The sequence below is a fragment of the Paenibacillus sp. BK720 genome (assembly GCF_011761545.1).
Taxonomy (GTDB): domain Bacteria; phylum Bacillota; class Bacilli; order Paenibacillales; family Paenibacillaceae; genus Pristimantibacillus.
The window spans coordinates 486,903-504,235 of the sequence record NZ_JAASRQ010000004.1; the positions used below are offsets into that span (position 1 = coordinate 486,903).

The 17,333-nt window shown below is 50.6% G+C and carries 16 protein-coding genes and 1 riboswitch; of the genes, 4 read left to right on the forward strand and 12 right to left on the reverse strand.

Going from position 1 to position 17,333, the window contains the following annotated elements:
- Positions 1 to 346: 346 nt before the first annotated feature.
- Both FHT67_RS17680 and FHT67_RS17685 read right to left on the reverse strand, forming a co-directional pair.
- Positions 347 to 1,009 (reverse strand): potassium channel family protein, encoded by a 663-nt coding sequence (locus FHT67_RS17680; protein WP_132307834.1) that lies wholly within the window; start codon positions 1,007 to 1,009, stop codon positions 347 to 349.
- Between the two features lie 17 nt (positions 1,010 to 1,026).
- On the reverse strand, positions 1,027 to 2,367 hold the full coding sequence (locus tag FHT67_RS17685) for a TrkH family potassium uptake protein (protein ID WP_167200338.1): 1,341 nt from the start codon (positions 2,365 to 2,367) through the stop codon (positions 1,027 to 1,029).
- Between the two features lie 71 nt (positions 2,368 to 2,438).
- A riboswitch (cyclic di-AMP (ydaO/yuaA leader) is annotated at positions 2,439 to 2,600 on the reverse strand.
- Between the two features lie 250 nt (positions 2,601 to 2,850).
- Here FHT67_RS17685 and FHT67_RS17690 point away from each other — a divergent pair.
- From FHT67_RS17690 to FHT67_RS29720, 3 genes are all read left to right on the forward strand, one after another.
- Entirely contained in the window at positions 2,851 to 4,443 is a 1,593-nt protein-coding gene (locus FHT67_RS17690; protein WP_167200341.1) for a CPBP family intramembrane glutamic endopeptidase, read from the forward strand.
- A 165-nt stretch (positions 4,444 to 4,608) separates the two neighbouring features.
- On the forward strand, positions 4,609 to 5,097 hold the full coding sequence (locus FHT67_RS17695) for a hypothetical protein (RefSeq protein ID WP_167200344.1): 489 nt from the start codon (positions 4,609 to 4,611) through the stop codon (positions 5,095 to 5,097).
- Positions 5,098 to 5,202: 105 nt separating this feature from the next.
- Positions 5,203 to 5,673 carry a hypothetical protein gene (locus FHT67_RS29720; RefSeq protein ID WP_208403339.1) on the forward strand — a complete coding sequence of 157 codons (471 nt, stop codon included), beginning with the start codon at positions 5,203 to 5,205 and terminating at the stop codon, positions 5,671 to 5,673.
- A 30-nt stretch (positions 5,674 to 5,703) separates the two neighbouring features.
- Here FHT67_RS29720 and uvrC read toward each other — a convergent pair whose 3' ends face one another.
- Entirely contained in the window at positions 5,704 to 7,581 is a 1,878-nt protein-coding gene (uvrC, locus tag FHT67_RS17705) for an excinuclease ABC subunit UvrC (protein ID WP_167200346.1), read from the reverse strand.
- A 226-nt stretch (positions 7,582 to 7,807) separates the two neighbouring features.
- Between uvrC and FHT67_RS17710 the strand changes: the two genes are divergently transcribed.
- A complete protein-coding gene (locus tag FHT67_RS17710; RefSeq protein WP_132307844.1) occupies positions 7,808 to 7,954 on the forward strand; it encodes a YqzM family protein in 147 nt (48 codons plus the stop codon).
- A 59-nt stretch (positions 7,955 to 8,013) separates the two neighbouring features.
- On the opposite strand, the gene FHT67_RS17715 is transcribed toward FHT67_RS17710, so the two are convergent.
- The 9 genes from FHT67_RS17715 to FHT67_RS17755 all read right to left on the reverse strand — a co-directional run bounded on the left by FHT67_RS17715 (position 8,014) and on the right by FHT67_RS17755 (position 17,266).
- The gene (locus FHT67_RS17715) at positions 8,014 to 8,232 is read right to left on the reverse strand and encodes a YezD family protein (RefSeq protein WP_127493128.1); all 219 of its coding nucleotides are present in this window, start codon (positions 8,230 to 8,232) and stop codon (positions 8,014 to 8,016) included.
- A 53-nt stretch (positions 8,233 to 8,285) separates the two neighbouring features.
- On the reverse strand, positions 8,286 to 9,170 hold the full coding sequence (gene cysW, locus FHT67_RS17720; RefSeq protein ID WP_167200349.1) for a sulfate ABC transporter permease subunit CysW: 885 nt from the start codon (positions 9,168 to 9,170) through the stop codon (positions 8,286 to 8,288).
- A gap of 13 nt (positions 9,171 to 9,183) precedes the next feature.
- Positions 9,184 to 10,023: a sulfate ABC transporter permease subunit CysT gene (gene cysT / locus FHT67_RS17725; RefSeq protein ID WP_167200352.1), complete on the reverse strand. Its 840-nt coding sequence runs from the start codon at positions 10,021 to 10,023 to the stop codon at positions 9,184 to 9,186.
- 35 nt (positions 10,024 to 10,058) lie between these two features.
- Positions 10,059 to 11,171, reverse strand: coding sequence for a sulfate ABC transporter substrate-binding protein (locus FHT67_RS17730; protein WP_132307848.1), 1,113 nt, complete (start codon positions 11,169 to 11,171; stop codon positions 10,059 to 10,061).
- Between the two features lie 223 nt (positions 11,172 to 11,394).
- Positions 11,395 to 12,384: an ABC transporter ATP-binding protein gene (locus FHT67_RS17735; RefSeq protein WP_167200355.1), complete on the reverse strand. Its 990-nt coding sequence runs from the start codon at positions 12,382 to 12,384 to the stop codon at positions 11,395 to 11,397.
- Positions 12,381 to 13,406, reverse strand: a complete 1,026-nt coding sequence (locus FHT67_RS17740; protein ID WP_167200358.1) for an ABC transporter ATP-binding protein — start codon at positions 13,404 to 13,406, stop codon at positions 12,381 to 12,383. The genes FHT67_RS17735 and FHT67_RS17740 overlap by 4 nt, the downstream gene beginning before the upstream one ends.
- The gene (locus FHT67_RS17745; RefSeq protein WP_132307854.1) at positions 13,373 to 14,344 is read right to left on the reverse strand and encodes an ABC transporter permease; all 972 of its coding nucleotides are present in this window, start codon (positions 14,342 to 14,344) and stop codon (positions 13,373 to 13,375) included. Before FHT67_RS17745 ends, FHT67_RS17740 begins: the two co-directional genes overlap by 34 nt.
- Complete coding sequence (locus FHT67_RS17750) at positions 14,341 to 15,312, reverse strand: ABC transporter permease (protein WP_132307856.1); 972 nt, start codon at positions 15,310 to 15,312, stop codon at positions 14,341 to 14,343. Before FHT67_RS17750 ends, FHT67_RS17745 begins: the two co-directional genes overlap by 4 nt.
- Before the next feature lie 211 nt (positions 15,313 to 15,523).
- A complete protein-coding gene (locus FHT67_RS17755) occupies positions 15,524 to 17,266 on the reverse strand; it encodes an ABC transporter substrate-binding protein (protein ID WP_132307858.1) in 1,743 nt (580 codons plus the stop codon).
- Positions 17,267 to 17,333: the final 67 nt, after the last annotated feature.

The following is a 17,333-nucleotide window of genomic DNA, read 5'->3' on the forward strand; positions in this document are numbered from 1 at the left end:
CACTTGTCTTTCTCTTTTGCCTTTCTCTCTTCTCTCTCCCGCAAGGGAGGACAGTGGCTTGCGCTTTTTAGCGCTTCACTGTCCTTTTTCATTCCCTCGCGAGGGGGAATGGATGGGTGCGGCGCGAGGCGGGAAAGGGGTATCTCTGGAGGAGCGAAGCGTTCGCCTTTGTCACTTCCTTTGCTGCATCTATGTAAACCTGTTCAGAGCAAAGGAATGACAACAGCGGCCGGAAGAGATACCCCGTCCCGCGGAGCCATCCCGCCCCTTCCATTCCCCACCACCTCTGCCAGCCAGCGAGCAAAAAAAGGACAGAGAACGCTAACCGCGCCCACTGTCCTTATCATCACCTGATTATGGTTTCTTCAAACTGTTCAATCTGGTCGTTTGTTCCGATCACGACCATAACGTCCTTTTCCGTCACAACATCCATAGCCGTAGGAGCAATAATAATACCGGAAGGCTTGTTAATGGCTACGATGCTGCATCCGAACCGGGCACGCAGGTTCATATCTTGAAGCGACTTGCCGTTCAGGCATTTCGGCACCGAAAGCTCCGCAATGGTATACTCCTTCGACAGCTCGATATAATCAAGCAGATTCGGGGAGACAAGCTGATGGGCAACCCGGATGCCCATATCCCGTTCCGGATAGATAACGCGGTCGACGCCGATTTTCTCCAGCACCCGTCCATGCAGCTCGCTCATGGCTTTGGCCACAACCCGCTTCACGCCCAGGTCCTTCAATAATATAGTCGTCAGTATGCTGGCCTGGATGTCATCGCCAATCGCCACCACTCCGCAGTCAAAATTACGAACGCCTAGCGATCGCAGCGTCTCTTCGTCCGTGCAATCGGCCGATACCGTATAGGTCAGCACATTGCTCATCTCCTGAACGGCTTCCTCGTCCCGGTCGATTCCAAGCACCTCGTAGCCCAGCTTAATGAGCTCTCTTCCGAGACTCGAGCCAAACCGTCCCAAGCCTACGATCACAAATTGATTGTTCTTCATTCCTGCTCCCTATTCCCCTATCCAATCGTAATTTTGCCTTCCGGATACCGGTACAGCTCTTTCTCTGTTTTTGGTCCAAGCGCGTAAGCAAGCGTCAGAGGACCAAGCCGGCCGGCGAACATCGTTAATGCAATGACAATCTTGCCGAAAAACGTCAGCTCGGGCGTAATGCCCGTCGTGAGGCCAACGGTACCGAACGCCGACGTTGTTTCGAACAAAATTTTCAGAAACTGCTGGTCTTCCGTTGTGGACAGCAGCATCGTGACCAATATGACCAGCGTCAGCGACAGCATCGTAATCGTAAGCGCCTTAAAGATCCGGTCTTTCCCAAGCCTGTAATGGAAGAGAACGATATCCTCCCGCCCGCGGATCATTGCGATAACCGCCCCAACCATAGTCGTAAAGGTCGTCGTTTTGATTCCCCCGCCCGTGGAGCCCGGAGATGCGCCGATAAACATCAGAATAACGGTGAAAAATACGGTAGCCTGCCGGAGCTGGGTATAATCCAGCGTATTGGCCCCTGCCGTCCTTGGCGTAACGGACTGGAAAAAGGAAGCCAGTATTTTATCGCCCCAATTGAGGGATCCCAGCGTCATGCTGTTCGAAAACTCGAAAACAAAGATAACAAGGGCACCGACGGCAATCAGAATGCCGGTTGCCGATAGAACAACCTTGCTATGCAGCGAAAGCCGTTTGTTTTTCCGGAACTCCAGCAAATCCGCCATGACCACAAAGCCTAATCCGCCAAAAATAATAAGCAGCATCGACACGATATTAACGAGCGGATCGCCCACATACATCGTTAAGCTGCGGAAATGGCCGAAGATATCGAAGCCCGCATTGTTAAAGAAGGAGATCGAATGAAAAACCCCGTACCAAACCGCTCGGCCGAGCGGCATATCAAATGCAAACCGGACGGCGAACAGCACCGCGCCAACCAGCTCAATCGTCAAGGAGTAAAAGATAACCCTGCGGATTAAACGAACGATGCCCTCCATGCTCGTCTGGTTCATCGCTTCCTGCAGAATGAGCCGTTCCTTAAGCGAAATTCGCTTGCGCAGCACCAGCGCAATCAGCGTGGCCATGGTCATAAAGCCTAACCCGCCGATTTGAATCAGCGAAAGGATGACGATCTTGCCGGCGGTAGAGAAGTATGTACCCGTATCGACAACAACAAGGCCGGTGACGCAGGTCGCCGATGTCGCTGTAAACAGCGCATCGATAAAGGGCAGGCGCGATCCGTCATTGGAGGCAAAGGGCATCGACAACAGTATCGCTCCAATGATAATGATCATCGCAAACCCAAAGACAAGAATCCTTGGCGGAGACCACTTCAAGATATTGAGGTATTTGGTCATTGTTTTCTCCTTTTAATGGACCTTTCAACATTTGGGCATAAAAAAAAGCACGGGAACTCCCATGCCGGATGAGTCCTGTTCCACACAGCCTGCGAGGTTAGCTGACGGATTCGGGCCTGGAAAGGCAGCCCTATTCAAGCGGAATGCTCGAAATTCACCCCATGCTGGCGGATGGCTCCGGACAGCGGTTTGGTTCCCCCGTTTTCAATAACGAAATTCGGCTGATACGATTCGATTTATATGACGTTAACGATTATACGCCTTAAGGACGGAAACGATCAAAATGAGCCTAAGCGATAATTAGGCGGAATTCGTTCAAATATAGGCAATGCTATAAAGCAAATGGTCACTTGCTGGCTGCAAGTCCTTATTTCACCGCTTTCCGTTTGCATCCTCCGCTTTCGCCCGCATTGGATAAATCAGGTTAATAATGGTATGGTAACTGTAGCGAAGCATCGTCTGAATTCGAAATGGAGGTTTTGTATGATCCCTTCCATCGCTCCTCATGATTGGAAAAGGTTCTTGTGGGCTGCTGTTGCAGGCGCAATTATTTTTATCTTTACCCAATTCGGCCCTGCAGCCGGGGACCAGCTGTTCTCAAGCTCTACACCTAAGGTTATCGCAAAAAGCGAAGCCGAGTCCACCGCGAAAACGTTCGTCCAGGAACAGTTCGGCAAAACGGCCGTAGCCGCCCATGCGATTTATCAGACCGACAGTCTGGCAAACGGGTATTTCTCCAAGGAAGATCTGCTTGGCAAGTTCGAGGATCAATACGAAGCCAAGTTCCCGACCGATACGTTCCAGGTCAATCTGGAGCTGGAGGACGGCACCAAGGCTTACGTCTACGTCCATATGACAAACGGCGGCATCACGGGCTGGCATTGGCTTGGCGGTCAATCTGCCGGGAATGTCCAGTTGGTTCAAACGTCAGCGAAGGCTTTTGCCGAAACAAAAGGATTCCGGCCTGAAGAATTGGACAGCTTGTATAGAAATGACCAAGGTGACGCGGTTCTTCACCCAACCGGTTATACGCTTGGAGACGCTTCTCTCGAACTGATTATCGGCGTTGGTCTTATCGACGATAAACCTGTGATCACCAGGTACAAGCCCGCATTCCAGGCTCCGGCTGATTACGTCGCTTATGTGGAAGGCCAGAAAAAGACGGGCAGCGCGCTGTCTGTGGTCAGCCTGGCGTACATGTGCTTTATCTCCCTTGTCTTGTCGCTTATATACGCGATTCTGTACAGAGGACACACGACTTTTAAACGCGGGGTATTTATCAGCCTTGTGTTTATCTTCTTCTACATTTATAACAATCTGAATGTACTCGACGGCATTTTGGCAACCTTGGGCGAGCAGAGCCGGTCGGATGCCGAGATGAAGGCTACCGTCATGATTACCGTCGTACTGCTGATTCCGGTTGGCCTCGCCGTTTACTTCGCCCTTGTCGCCGGCGACGGGATGTGGCGCTCGCAGAAACGGCCGTTATGGCCGGGATTCCGCGAACGCGGCTATGGCGAGCATGTATGGCGCAGCGTTGGCCTCTCCTATCTCTTTGCGGCTATTATTCTCGGCGCGCAAGCGATTATTATGGTCGCCATGAAGTTTCTTGCCGGTTCTTGGGCAACCAGCGATGCTACGCAATCTGCGTACAATACGGATATGCTGTGGCTGATGCCAATGATGGCCTGGTGCGCGGCCATCTCCGAAGAAGCGATATTCCGGTTGTTCGGCATTGCTCTATTCAAGAAATGGTTTAAAAATACGTTTATCGCCACTCTTATTCCCACGGTCATGTGGGCGCTGGGGCATGTCGGCTATCCGATCTTCCCGTTCTATACGCGTATCGTAGAGCTGGTTATTCTGGGAACGGTATTTTGTCTTATCTTTCTCCGCTACGGCTTTATAACCGCCGTGTTCACCCACGCCATACTGGACAGCCTTATCATGGGCTTCGAGCTGGTCGGCGTTGGAGGAGGCGTCAATATTACCGCTGCCCTTATCTACGCTGTTCTCCCTGTTATCGTCGCGTGGGTTATCAAGTACTGGCATGGCCGGCGTTTTATACGGGTCTGAACGATTTCTCTTTATAAAAGGGATGTATCTGTTAAAGATACATTCCTTTTTTGCGTTTTACCGGTACCGCAAAGAGCCCATTTAATAGAAACGGTCATTTTGTCCAAGAGGAATCCTGTCCACCTTAATATAATCTATTATACCAATATATGGAGTGTGATAGGATTGATTGCAAGAATCAGCGGTTATGACCGCAAACAGAGCTCAGGCAGTAAATGCTATGAGAAACAGTCGTCGGGCAAAAAGTCAAGCGGCCGTCACAAATCGTCCGGGAAAAAGAACACATCGGGCGGCAAGAAAAACGATTGCCATGAACACAAGTCTTCAAGCAAAAAATCGTACGGCTATTCACACAAATCAAATGGCTGCAAATGCGAGCACAAATCTTCGGGCTGCAGCGACAATTCAGTAATTCCGTATAAAAAGGAAGAAAAATCAAACGGAAAAAGTTATGCTGAATATGCTTATGGCATCCTTAGCAAGCTGTCGCTCGGACAAGTTATTCACCGCGTTACGCTGGATAACGGAAAGGATCTGGATAAAGCGAAATGGGCTGGCTTTAAGAACGGGCATGCTACATTCTCTGCCTTCAACTACAAAACCACTTACCTCGTTTATGTCCCGCTGAACAAAATTACGAGCATCGCTCTTTAAAAGCACCGGACAAGGAACCATTTCGCATTTATATCCACTTTCGTACAGACGCAAATCTATCATCCTTCATATAATCTAGTACTACGTTTAAGAGGAGTGATAGATTTGCCAAACAAAAACAAAAACAATAATAACGAGAAGCATCAAAAACAAAACCCCGATGCAGCTAACAAGAGCCTTGGCAACCGCACCGGCGGCAACCAAAGCCCTGGCGGCGGCAACCGCACCGGCGGCAATCAAAGCCCTGGCGGCGGCAACCGCACCGGCGGCAACCAAAGCCCTGGCGGCGGCAACCGCACTGGCGGCAATCAAAGCCCTGGCGGCGGCAATCGTACCGGCGGCAATCAAAGCCCTGGCGGCGGCAACCGCACCGGCGGCAATCAAAGCCCTGGCGGCGGCAACCGCACCGGCGGCAACCAAAGCCCTGGCGGCGGCAACCGCACCGGCGGCAACCAAAGTCCTGGCGGCGGACGCAGCGCAGGCGCGGCAACCGAAGCCGGAGCAGAGAACAAATCGGGCAAAAAAGGCAAGGGCAAAGATAAAAGCAAAGGCAAAGATAAAAGCAAAGGCAATTAAAGAATGAAAAAAAGAAACGGGATGAAAAATTCATTCCGTTTCTTTTTCTTTTACCTCTTCGTTTAAAGCAGCTAAAATTTGCGAAGCCAGCTTCTCGCCAATCGAAAGAGGCTTAAATTCTTCGATGGAAGCTTCCTTAATCTTCTTGATCGAGCCAAAATGCTTGAGCAGCAGCTTGCGGCGCTTCTCCCCGATCCCCGGAATCGCATCCAGCTGGGAAGCGATCATTGACTTGCCGCGCTGTTCGCGGTGGAAGGAGATCGCAAACCGGTGGACTTCATCCTGAATCCGCTGCAGCAAATAAAATTCCTGGCTGTCGCGCGGCAGCGGCACCACTTCCGGCGGGTCGCCGGTCATCAATTGGGCCGTCTTATGCTTCGCATCCTTTACGAGTCCGCAAACCGGAATATACAATCCAAGCTCGTTTTGGAGAATATCAAGTGCTGCGGAAATTTGCCCCTTGCCCCCGTCGACTACGATGAGATCCGGAGGGGTCTGCCGCTCCTTCAGCATTCTTTCATAACGGCGCCGCACAACCTCGCGCATGGTCTCGTAATCATCGGCTCCAACAACGGTCTTGACCTTGTACTTGCGGTATTCCTTCCTGTCGGGCTTGCCATCCGTAAAAACAACCATTGCCGAGACCGGATTGGTACCTTGAATATTCGAGTTATCAAAAGCCTCGATACGCCGGACCTCCGGGAGTCCCAGCCATTCGGCTAATCCTTCCGAAGCGCGGATGCTTCTCTCTTCATCCCGCTCGATCAGGCGGAATTTATCGGCAAGCGCAATCTTGGCGTTATCGATCGCCATGGATACGGCTTCGCTTTTCCGTCCGCGCTGCGGCATCAGCACCTTCACCTTCAGCCAGTTATGCAGCATAGCAGCAAACTCATCCGCGGCCGTGGACGATTCCGCCGCCCCTTCTTCCTCTTCTGCCGGGAGCGGAAGCAAGATCTGCTTCGGCAATGCCGGATTATCGCTGTAATATTGGGTCACGAACGTCATAAAATCATCGTACTCATCCCCATAATAAGGAAACGTTGTGCCGCGCCGTTCAATCATTTTCCCTTGGCGCATGTACAGAATCTGTACGCACATCCAGCCCTTCTCTACCGCGTAACCAAAGATATCGCGATCAAGGGCATCGTTCATCGTAATCTTCTGCTTCTCGATAACAGCGTCGATGCTGATGATCTGATCGCGATATTCCTTGGCACGTTCGAAATTTAGCTCTTCGGCCGCCGCCTCCATCTTACGCTGAATTTCCGCTTTTACCGCATCATGGCCGCCGTTAAGAAATTTGGTGATCTCCTGGATCATTGCGTCGTACTGGCCCTGCTCCACCTCGTATTCGCAAGGAGCAATACATTGGCCGATATGATAATACAAGCAGACTTTATCGGGCAGCGTCCCGCATTTGCGCAGCGGATAAAGCCGGTCCAGCAGCTTCTTGGTCTGCTGAGCCGCGTAGGCATTCGGATAAGGCCCGAAATATTTGCCTTTGTCCTTGACGACGCGCCGCGTAACCTCTAGACGCGGATGTTTTTCATTCGTGATTTTAATATATGGAAAAGTTTTGTCGTCCTTCAGAAGGACGTTATACCTTGGATGATATTGCTTGATCAGATTGCATTCGAGAATGAGTGCTTCCATATTGCTCGAGGTAATAATATAGTCAAAGTCCCGGATTTCCGATACGAGCCGCTGCGTCTTCCCGTTGTGGCTGCCGTTAAAGTAGGAACGGACGCGGTTTTTCAGCACTTTCGCTTTGCCTACATATATAATCGTGCCTTCCCCGTTCTTCATTAAATAACAGCCGGGCTGGTCTGGAAGCAGCGCTAATTTGTTGCGGATGAGCTCTTCGGCTTCTGCCCTGCTGGCGGCTGTGTTGTTTTGTTGATCCATTTTCTCCCTCCTAAAAAGAATCACCACACAAATGGCCCAACCTTGGCCATTGTGGTGATTCTTACTTCCAAAACACCGGCTTAGCGCTGTTTATCTATTCCTTTATTTTAGCATATCGAACGCATGTTTCGCTTAATAATTGTCAATGAATTGCTTTACAATTATTCGTAAAGTTGGGTATACTATTAGAAGCTTGAATGGTCTTCAAGGGAGGCGTAATCCACAAATGGAAAATGTACGTGATCCGCGCGAACATGTGAACGAAGAACCGCGCCACGACTTGATGGACGTTATGAACGGCTTTGGCGGAATGCTCGGCTTTATGACCGTCTTTTTCGCTGCAGCCGTCATCATTAAATTCATCATCTCGTAACCACAAACAAGAAAAGCTCCGTACCGGATATCCGGTACGGAGCTTTTTTCGCTTTATTCTTATTGAGCGACGGCACGAAGATTATCGCCGTTAGCAGCCTTTTGCTCCGGCTGCGCCTGCTTGTGGGAAGGCTGATCGTAACGTGTGCGTTCAGTACGGTCGATTTGAACAATACGTCCATCATGTACGGTAATATTGACAGAACCATACTGCAGCCCATTAACTTGCTCAAGGATACGGTCCAACCACAACTGATCTACTTCCAACGGTTTTGCCATTATTAACCCCTCCATAATCAACCGATTTACTCGGCATTAGTTTCAAAAAAAATTTACTCGGCTTGTTCGCGCGATTCGTTTTGATTCGTTTTCCATTCGAACAAAGCCTTCACCAGCAGAGTCAGGACGGCCAGCATCACAAGCAGGGATGCTACGGCAAAGGAAGCCGAGAACTGATATTCGTTATACAAAATTTCGATATGCAGCGGAAGCGTATTTGTCTCCCCACGAATATGGCCGGATACGACGGATACGGCGCCAAACTCCCCCATCGCTCGGGCGTTGGATAGAATCACGCCATACAGCAGGCCCCATTTGATATTCGGAAGCGTGATGCGCCAGAAAATCTGCCAGCCTTTTGCCCCAAGACTAGCTGCGGCTTCCTCTTCCGGCACGCCTTGCGCCTGCATCAGCGGAATTAACTCGCGGGCTACAAACGGAACGGTAACGAAGATGGTGGCCAATACGATACCCGGAAGCGCAAAAACGATCTTAATATCATGCTCGTCAAGCCAAGGGCCAAAAAAGCCCTGCGCGCCAAACATTAAAATATAGATAAGTCCGGAAATAACCGGCGAGACGGCAAACGGCAAATCGATTAAAGTGATAAGAAAATTTTTCCCCCGAAAGCGGAACTTGCTGATTGCCCATGCCGCCGCTATACCGAACACCGCGTTTAGCGGTACGGCAATTAGCGCTACTAGCAAGGTTAATCGCAAAGCGGATAAGGCATCCGGATCGGTGATTGCCGCTTTGTATACATCAAAGCCCTTCTTGAAGGCTTCGATAAATACCGAGACAAGAGGCATCGCAACGGCCAGCCCCAGAAATAACACGGCGATGCTGATTAAAGTCCATTTTACGCCAGCCGATTCGGTAATATGCCTCGGTCTCTTCGACGCTTCCTGCGACAAGTGCGCGGTAACTGCTCCAGCCATGATAATCCCTCCCCTAATCCGCTATCGTGCGGCGATTAATCCGCCATTGCATGAAGTTGATAAGCAGCAGAAGCAGGAACGAGACAATAAGCATGACCAGCGTAATCGCCGTTGCCCCTTTATAATCGAATTGTTCCAGCTTCGTCATAATGAGGAGAGGAGCGATTTCCGTTCTCATCGGCATGTTGCCCGAGATGAACACGACAGAGCCATATTCCCCGATCCCCCGTGCGAATGCAAGCGCGAACCCGGTTAAGAGCGCCGGCATCAGCTCCGGCAAAATAACCTTCCAGAATGTCCGCAGCCGGTAGGCGCCAAGCATAACCGCCGCTTCCTCGGTTTCTTTCTCGAAGTCCTGCAGGACAGGCTGTACCGTGCGGACAACAAAAGGAATTCCGATAAAAATGAGTGCAATCGTAATGCCAAGCTGCGTATAAGCAACCTTCAGCCCCAGCGGCGCGAGAATCGAGCCTACCCAGCCATTTGGTGCGTAGATTGCGGTCAGCGCAATACCGGCAACCGCCGTCGGTAGAGCGAACGGCAAATCGACGAGGCTGTCGATAATTTTTTTGCCCGGGAAGCGGTACCGGACAAGCACCCAGGCGACCAGCAGCCCGAATACGAGATTCGTTAGCGCGGCGAAAAAAGATGTGGTAAAGCTGATCCGGTAGGAAGCGATTACCCTTGGATTCGTAATAATCGCCCAGAATTCGTTCCAGCTCAGGCCGGTTGTTTTCACAAACACACCGGCGAGAGGGATAAGAACGATCAAGCTGAGGTAAGCGATTGTGAAGCCCATCGACAAGCCAAAGCCCGGCAATACGTTTTTGGACTTCCTTTTGGAACCTTTCATGTGAAGTCAGCTCCGTTCATCTATGGTCACCCTCATTATTTCGAGCCTGGCGTGTAAATCTTATCGAAGATGCCGCCGTCGTTAAAGTGTTTCTCTTGAGCGGTTTTCCAGCCGCCGAAGTCATCGATGGTAATCAGTTCAAGGTCTTTGAATTGGTCTTTGTATTTCGCTGCAATCGTTTCGTTGATTGGACGGTAGTAATTTTGCGCCGCAATTTCTTGGCCTTCATCGGAATACAGGTATTGCAGGTAAGCTGTAGCTACATCTCGCGTGCCGCGTTTGTCTACCACTTTGTCAACGACTGCAACAGGAGGCTCCGCTTTAATGCTGAGCGAAGGATATACGATGTCGAACTTATCCGGACCAAGCTCTTTCACGGACAGGTAGGCTTCATTCTCCCAAGCAAGCAGCACGTCGCCAATGCCTTTCTCTACGAACGTAGTTGTAGCGCCGCGTGCACCGGAGTCAAGTACGGGAACATGTTTATACAATTGCTGCACGAACTCTTGCGCTTTTGCTTCGTCGTTATTGTTCTGTTTGAGCGCGTAACCCCAAGCCGCGAGGTAGTTCCAGCGCGCACCGCCTGATGTTTTCGGATTTGGCGTAATGACTTGCACGCCATCCTTGATCAGATCGCCCCAGTCGTTAATGCCTTTTGGATTGCCTTTGCGCACAAGGAATACGATTGTGGATGTATATGGCGCGCTGTTATGTTCAAATTTGGTTTGCCAGTCTTGATTGATAAGGCCCGGAGCGACAAGAGCGTCGATATCGTAACCAAGCGCCAGCGTTACAACATCGGCATCCAGACCGTCAATTACAGCGCGGGCTTGAGCTCCGGAACCGCCATGGGATTGCTTAACGGTAACCTTTTGGCCTGTTTTGTCCAGCCAATATTTCGAGAATGCTTCGTTGTATTTAACGTAGAGCTCACGGGTTGGATCGTATGATACGTTCAAAAGTTCAACATCTTTGGGCTTTTCGGTTGGAGCTTCCGATGCAGTGCCCGCATTGGAGGCTGCAGGAGTTTCTTTATTTCCACTGTTCGAGGAATTTGAATTGGAGTTGGAGTTATTGCCGCATGCTGCGAGCGCCAGCGTAAAAGTAAGAATAAGTACAAACGATCGGATAATAGCTAATCTCTTCATTGTCAACACACCCCTATTTTTATTGACAGACGAATAATGGTTAGCATCCGGTGGTCCGGGTAGATAATATTATTCCTACCTGTTTAGTTGGTTATGGATGAATATTACCAGTCCGCCCAATCATCTGTCAATAGAAAATTGGAAATTATTTATTGACTATATAAGGCAAACTTATAAACGAAGACGCAACAAAGCCGGGCTGAAAGCCCGGCTTTGTGCTGCGTTATTGAATTGAAGCCGCATCCAGCGGAAAATGGCAGGCGATTTGCCTTCCATCCTCCCGCTCCTTGAGCAGCGGTTCTTCAACGCTGCATTTGGCTTGCGCAGCCGGGCAGCGCGGATGGAAACGGCAGCCGGACGGCGGATTAGCCGGCGACGGCACATCGCCCTGCAGTACGATTCTCTCCCGCTTCCGCGTCGGGTCCGGTCTTGGAATAGCCGATAAAAGAGCTGCCGTATACGGATGGAGCGGCTTGGCGAACAGTTCTTCCGTTGGCGCGATCTCGACGATTTTCCCCAGATACATAACGCCTACCCGGTCGGAGATATGCCTCACCACGTTAAGACCATGGGCAATAAAAAGAAAGGTTAATCCAAGCTCCCGCTGCAGCTTCATCAGCAGGTTAATAACCTGCGACTGCACCGATACGTCGAGGGCGGATACCGCTTCGTCCGCGACAATAAACTCGGGATTCAGCGCGATAGCCCTAGCAATGCCGATCCGCTGCCGCTGGCCGCCGGAGAACTCGTTCGGATACCGGTTGCGGCGCGTAGCATCCAAGCCAACTAGCTCCATCAGCTCGACGACACGACTGTCGATCTCGCGTTCCGTCATCCTCTCGTGCAGCCGCAGCGGCTCTCCTATAATATCCTTTACCAGAAACCGCGGATTCAGCGATCCGAACGGATCCTGGAAAATAATCTGCATCTGCTTGCGCAATCGGCGCAGCTCCGAACCCGCCAGCTTCTGGACATCCGTTCCATTGAAGTTAACTTCGCCTTCCGTCGCCTTATGAAGATTAAGCACAACCCGGCCAAGCGTCGATTTGCCGCAACCCGACTCGCCAACGAGCCCAAACGTCTCGCCTTTGCGGATGGACAGCGTCACATCATCCACCGCTTTGACCTGGCCGACTACCCGGTTAAGAAGACCCGACCGAATCGGAAAATATTTTTTGACTCCGCGCAGCTCCAGTACATATTCCGCGTTCATCGGCTCACCTCGGGGTTCGATTCATTTTTCCAAACAGCTGCTCCGCCTTCCTCCATGTACATCCAGCAGGAAGCGTAATGATCTTCGGTTACGGCCATAGCCGGCGGCGCCTTCTCCCTGCAAATCTCCTTCGCATACGGGCAGCGCGGATGGAAGCGGCAGCCCTCGGGGAGCTGGCTTAACCCGGGGATATTGCCCCGGATCGTATATAATTCTTCACCGCGCGCGCCTTCGAGGCCCGGCACTGAATTGAGAAGGCCTTCCGTATAAGGGTGGCTTGGACGCGCGAATATTTCGTTTGCGCTGCCCTCCTCCACGATAATGCCGGCGTACATAACCGCTATGCGGTCTGCCATCTCGGCGGCAACGCCCATGTCATGCGTAATAAGCAGAATCGACATGCCAAGCTCCTTTTGCAGGCTGCGGAGCAGGTCGAGAATTTGAGCTTGAACCGTAACGTCCAGAGCCGTGGTTGGCTCGTCTGCGATAAGCAGGCTGGGATCGCACGCTAGGGCTATCGCGATTACAACCCGCTGGCACATCCCGCCGGACAGCTCATGCGGATATTGCTTCACCCGAATTTCGGGAGCCGGGATGCCAACCAATCGCAGCATGTCAACCGCCATTTTACGGGCTTCCTTCTTCCCTTTTTTCCGGTGAAGCATAATGCTCTCGGCGATCTGGTCTCCTACGGTATAGACCGGATTGAGAGAGGACATCGGGTCCTGGAAGATCATTGCGATTTTGTTGCCCCGGATCCGGATCATTTCGTCCTGACTCTTTTTCGCCAGATCCTCACCTTGGAATTTAATGCTGCCTTCCAATATCGCGCCGCCATTATAATCAATCAGCCGCATGACGGCCAATGAAGTGACGCTTTTGCCGCTGCCCGACTCTCCAACCAGACATACGGTTTTCCCTTTTTCTATGGAGATCGACAGATTCTCGGTTGCTTTAACCGTACCGCCCACCGTCAGAAATCCGGCCGTTAAATTTTCGATTTCAAGAAGCTTTTCCGCCATCTGTCGATCCTCCTCTCGGACATTTTCTGCCGGGGATTTAAAGAGTCCTGAATGCCGTCACCTATAAAATTCACGGCAAGCACAACTAGAAGAATGCAAACGCCGGGGTAAACGGCCTGAAGCGGATCAACAAGCATAAATTCCTGCGCGTTGCTCAGCATCAGCCCCCAGCTTGTTTTTGGCGCTTGAATGCCTAAGCCGAGATAGGACAATGCGGATTCGCTCAAAATCGCTGACCCCACCATTAAGGTTGCGTTTACGATAATCGGAAAGCTGGCGTTGCGGAGCAAATGTTTGAAAATAATGCCGAGATTCGAAACCCCGATGGCCCTTGCCGCTTCTACGTACTGCATCTCCCGAAGCTGCAGGAACATTCCTCGTACAAGCCGCGCCACGCTCATCCAGCTGGTTAGAATCAGAACGATAATCATGTAACGGAATTCCGTGCCAAAGATCGCAAGCACCAGAATATTAAGGAACAATAACGGAATCGAATTCATCACGTCTACAAGCCGCATAAAGCAGGTATCGATAAATCCGCCGAAAAAACCGGATATAGATCCAATGACGGCCCCGATAATGACAGATCCGGCAGCTACCGAAAATCCCACCATCAAAGAAATCCGGGCGCTATAGAGCAATCTCGCGAAGATGTCCCGGCCGAGCTCGTCAGTACCTAGCAAATGTCCGTCCGTACCCGCTTTTACGTTAACAAACATCATATCGATTTTTGCCGGATCGTATTTCGTAAGCCAAGGCGCGAACGCTCCTCCCAATATAAAAACCAGAAGGACAACCAGACCGGTTATCGCATAAGGATTGCGTCTGAATTTGGACCAGGCCGTACGCCAAGGCCCGGGAGGACGCTTAAGCGGCTTAATCGCCTTTACTTCAACAGGCGGGATAACCGCGGAGGTTTGCATATTGGCTTCGCTCATGCCGACCTTCCCCCTCTCTTGCCAAGCTGCACGCGCGGATCAACGACGGCATACAACAAGTCGGCGAGCAAATTACCGAAAATGACAATAACAGCCGTCAAAAGAGTTATTGCCATAAGAACGGAGTATTCGCGCGCAACCGCCATCTGAACGAATAAACGGCCCATTCCCGGCCAATTGAAGACACTCTCGGTTATAGCTGCGCCGGCAACGAGCAGCGGCAGGTCAAGCGCAATAATCGTAATAATCGGAATAAGCGCATTGCGCAGAGCATGTTTGTAGATGACTTTCCCTTCCTGCACTCCTTTTGCCCGTGCCGTACGGATATAATCCTGGTTAAGCACTTCCATCATGCTGGAACGCGAATATTTCACGTAAGCAGCCAGAAAACCGAGAGTAAGAACAGTCACCGGCAAAACAAGATGCAGCATCAAGTCGCCAAATTGACCTTCTTTATCCATGGAATACATATCGGCCAGCGGCAGAAGGTCCAGCTTTATCGAGAAGATCTGCTGAAGAATGATCCCGAACCAAAAGGTCGGCATCGCAAATCCAATATACGAAATAAAGGAAGCCGTTTGATCGGAGAGGCTGTACTCCTTCGTGCTGTTGTAGATCCCCCATGGAATAGCAATGATCAGCGTCAGCAGCCAAGCGACACTCATCAGAATAAACGTGTTTTTAACGGTTGGCCAAATAATCTCGCCAATCGGCACATGATTCTTGAAGGTATAACCCAAGTCGCCCTGCAGCAAATTGCCTAACCAACTTAAATATTGCATGGGAAGAGGCTTATCAAGACCCATATTATGTGCCTGTATTTCCATGGCTTCCGGCGATAAGCCTGGCGCCAGCATGATTTGAAACGGTCCTCCCGGAGCGGCATGGATAAGCCCGAATGTCACGAGCGTAATCAGGAATAGCACCAAGACGGACTGAAGTGTTCGGCGAATAATAAACTCGGTCATTTGCCCATCCTCCTAAAAGAATTGCCACTGCTCTTGTGGCAATTCTACTTCGTAAGCATAAACCTAAGAATTGCCACTGCTCTAGTGACAATTCTACTTCGTAAGCATAAACCTAAGAATTGCCGCGTCTTTTGCGGAATCCTAAACAACATGGTTTACAAGGAAGAAGAGGGCCTAGCCCTCTTCTTCTGCAAACGATTGATTAAGCCGTTTATTCGGCCAGCCACCATTTGATCATGTGGTAGAAGTATCCGGTTTGCTGCGTTGGTACAGGCGCATCCTCTTCCGCGTATTTCACTTTAGGTCCGATGCCTTGAGGGTTACCGTATTGATACAGGAATACGTATGGCAGATCCGTCGAAATCTCAGTCGCAATTTGATTGTAAATTTCTTTCCGTTTGGCTTGATCGACAACGGAGTAGCCATCTACCCACAGCTTGTCGAGTTTATCGTTTTTGTACCAGCCGCTGTTTTGTCCTGCTGGCGGGAAGTATTTGGACGAGAAAATGCTCTCGCCGTCCGGATCCGGATTGCTAAGCGACCAGCCTAGAAGAATGGCAGGGTATTTGCCTGGCGTAATATTCTGGTCAATCCAGGTTGCGAAATCAATAGCCGTCGGTTTTACTTCAATGCCTACGTCCTTCAAGTTCTGTTGAATAATTTGAGCAACCGCCTCGCGGCGGCTGTTACCCGCGTTATATTGCAGCTCGAAGGAGAAACGGTGGCCGTCTTTCTCCAGAATGCCGTCTTTGCCGGCTACCCAACCGTCATCGGCCAGCAGCGCTTTTGCCTTCTCGGCATCGTAATTGTAGTTTACGGCTTTGTCGCCGGGATCCGACCAGGAGCCTGGGAGGAATGGCGCGTTCATCAGCGCCCCGGTGCCTTTCAGAACGTTATCAACCATGCCTTGGCGGTTCAGCGCGTAAGCAATGGCTTGACGGCTCTTCTGCGAAGAGAACGGAATGAATTTATCCGGGAAGTTGTTCGCGTCAAAGTTAAAGCTGATATATTCGTAGGTCGAGGTAGATCCTTTAATGACATTGATTTTGTCGTTTTTCTCAACCGCCTCAAGCTGCGTGATCGGAATGGCCAGCGTTGTATCCACATCGCCTTTGATCAGCGCTTGAACCTCCGTATTTTGGTCGGCGTAAATTTTGTAAACGACCTTTTGAATATTAGGTTTTACTTCGCCCCAATAATTCGGATCGGCTTCCAGGCTTACGTATTGGCCCGCTTTCCACTCCGACCATTTCCAAGGTCCGCTGGTAACCGTCTTGGCAGGGTCTTTGCCGTACGGATTCGCCTGCAAATCCTCAGGCTTCACGTCCTTGAGGATGTGGCTCGGCACCGGATTAAGCATGAGCGAATATTGGAATGGCGCGTAAACTTGCTTCAGCGTAATTTTGACGGTGTAGTCGTCGATTTTCTCGACGCTGCCAACCTTGTCAAACGTGCTGATGCCTGGCGCGCCGGCTTTTGGATTAATGATCGTATTAATAGTAAAGACCAAATCATCTGCGGTAATCGGTTGACCGTCACTCCATTTGGCCGTATTTTTCATTTTTACGGTATAGGTTTTGCTGTCCTCCGAAATTTGCGGAAGTTCAGCGGCGAGAGACCACGGCTGCACGACCAGGTTACCGTCACGGTCAAGATCGTACAATTGGGCGAATAACAAATATTGCATATCTCCGGAAGCCGTATCATTCACAAAAATCGGGTTTACCGACACAATGTCGGAGAATGTGCTTACCGTTAACGTACCGCCTACTTTAGGCGTATTGGGATCCTCTGAAGGTTCTGCGGAAGGAGAAGCCGATTCATCGGCCGTTGTTGCCGAAGGCGAAGGGGAATTGGAGCTGTTATTGGTATTCTTGTTGGAACAGCCTGCAATTAGGATTGCCAGAATACTTAATAGGAACAAAAACTTCATGGATTTCTTTCGGGTAATCATCCTATCTCCTCCTTTAATTTGAACGTAATCGAGTCTATGCTGTCTGTTTGACATCGCTGCCTTTCCA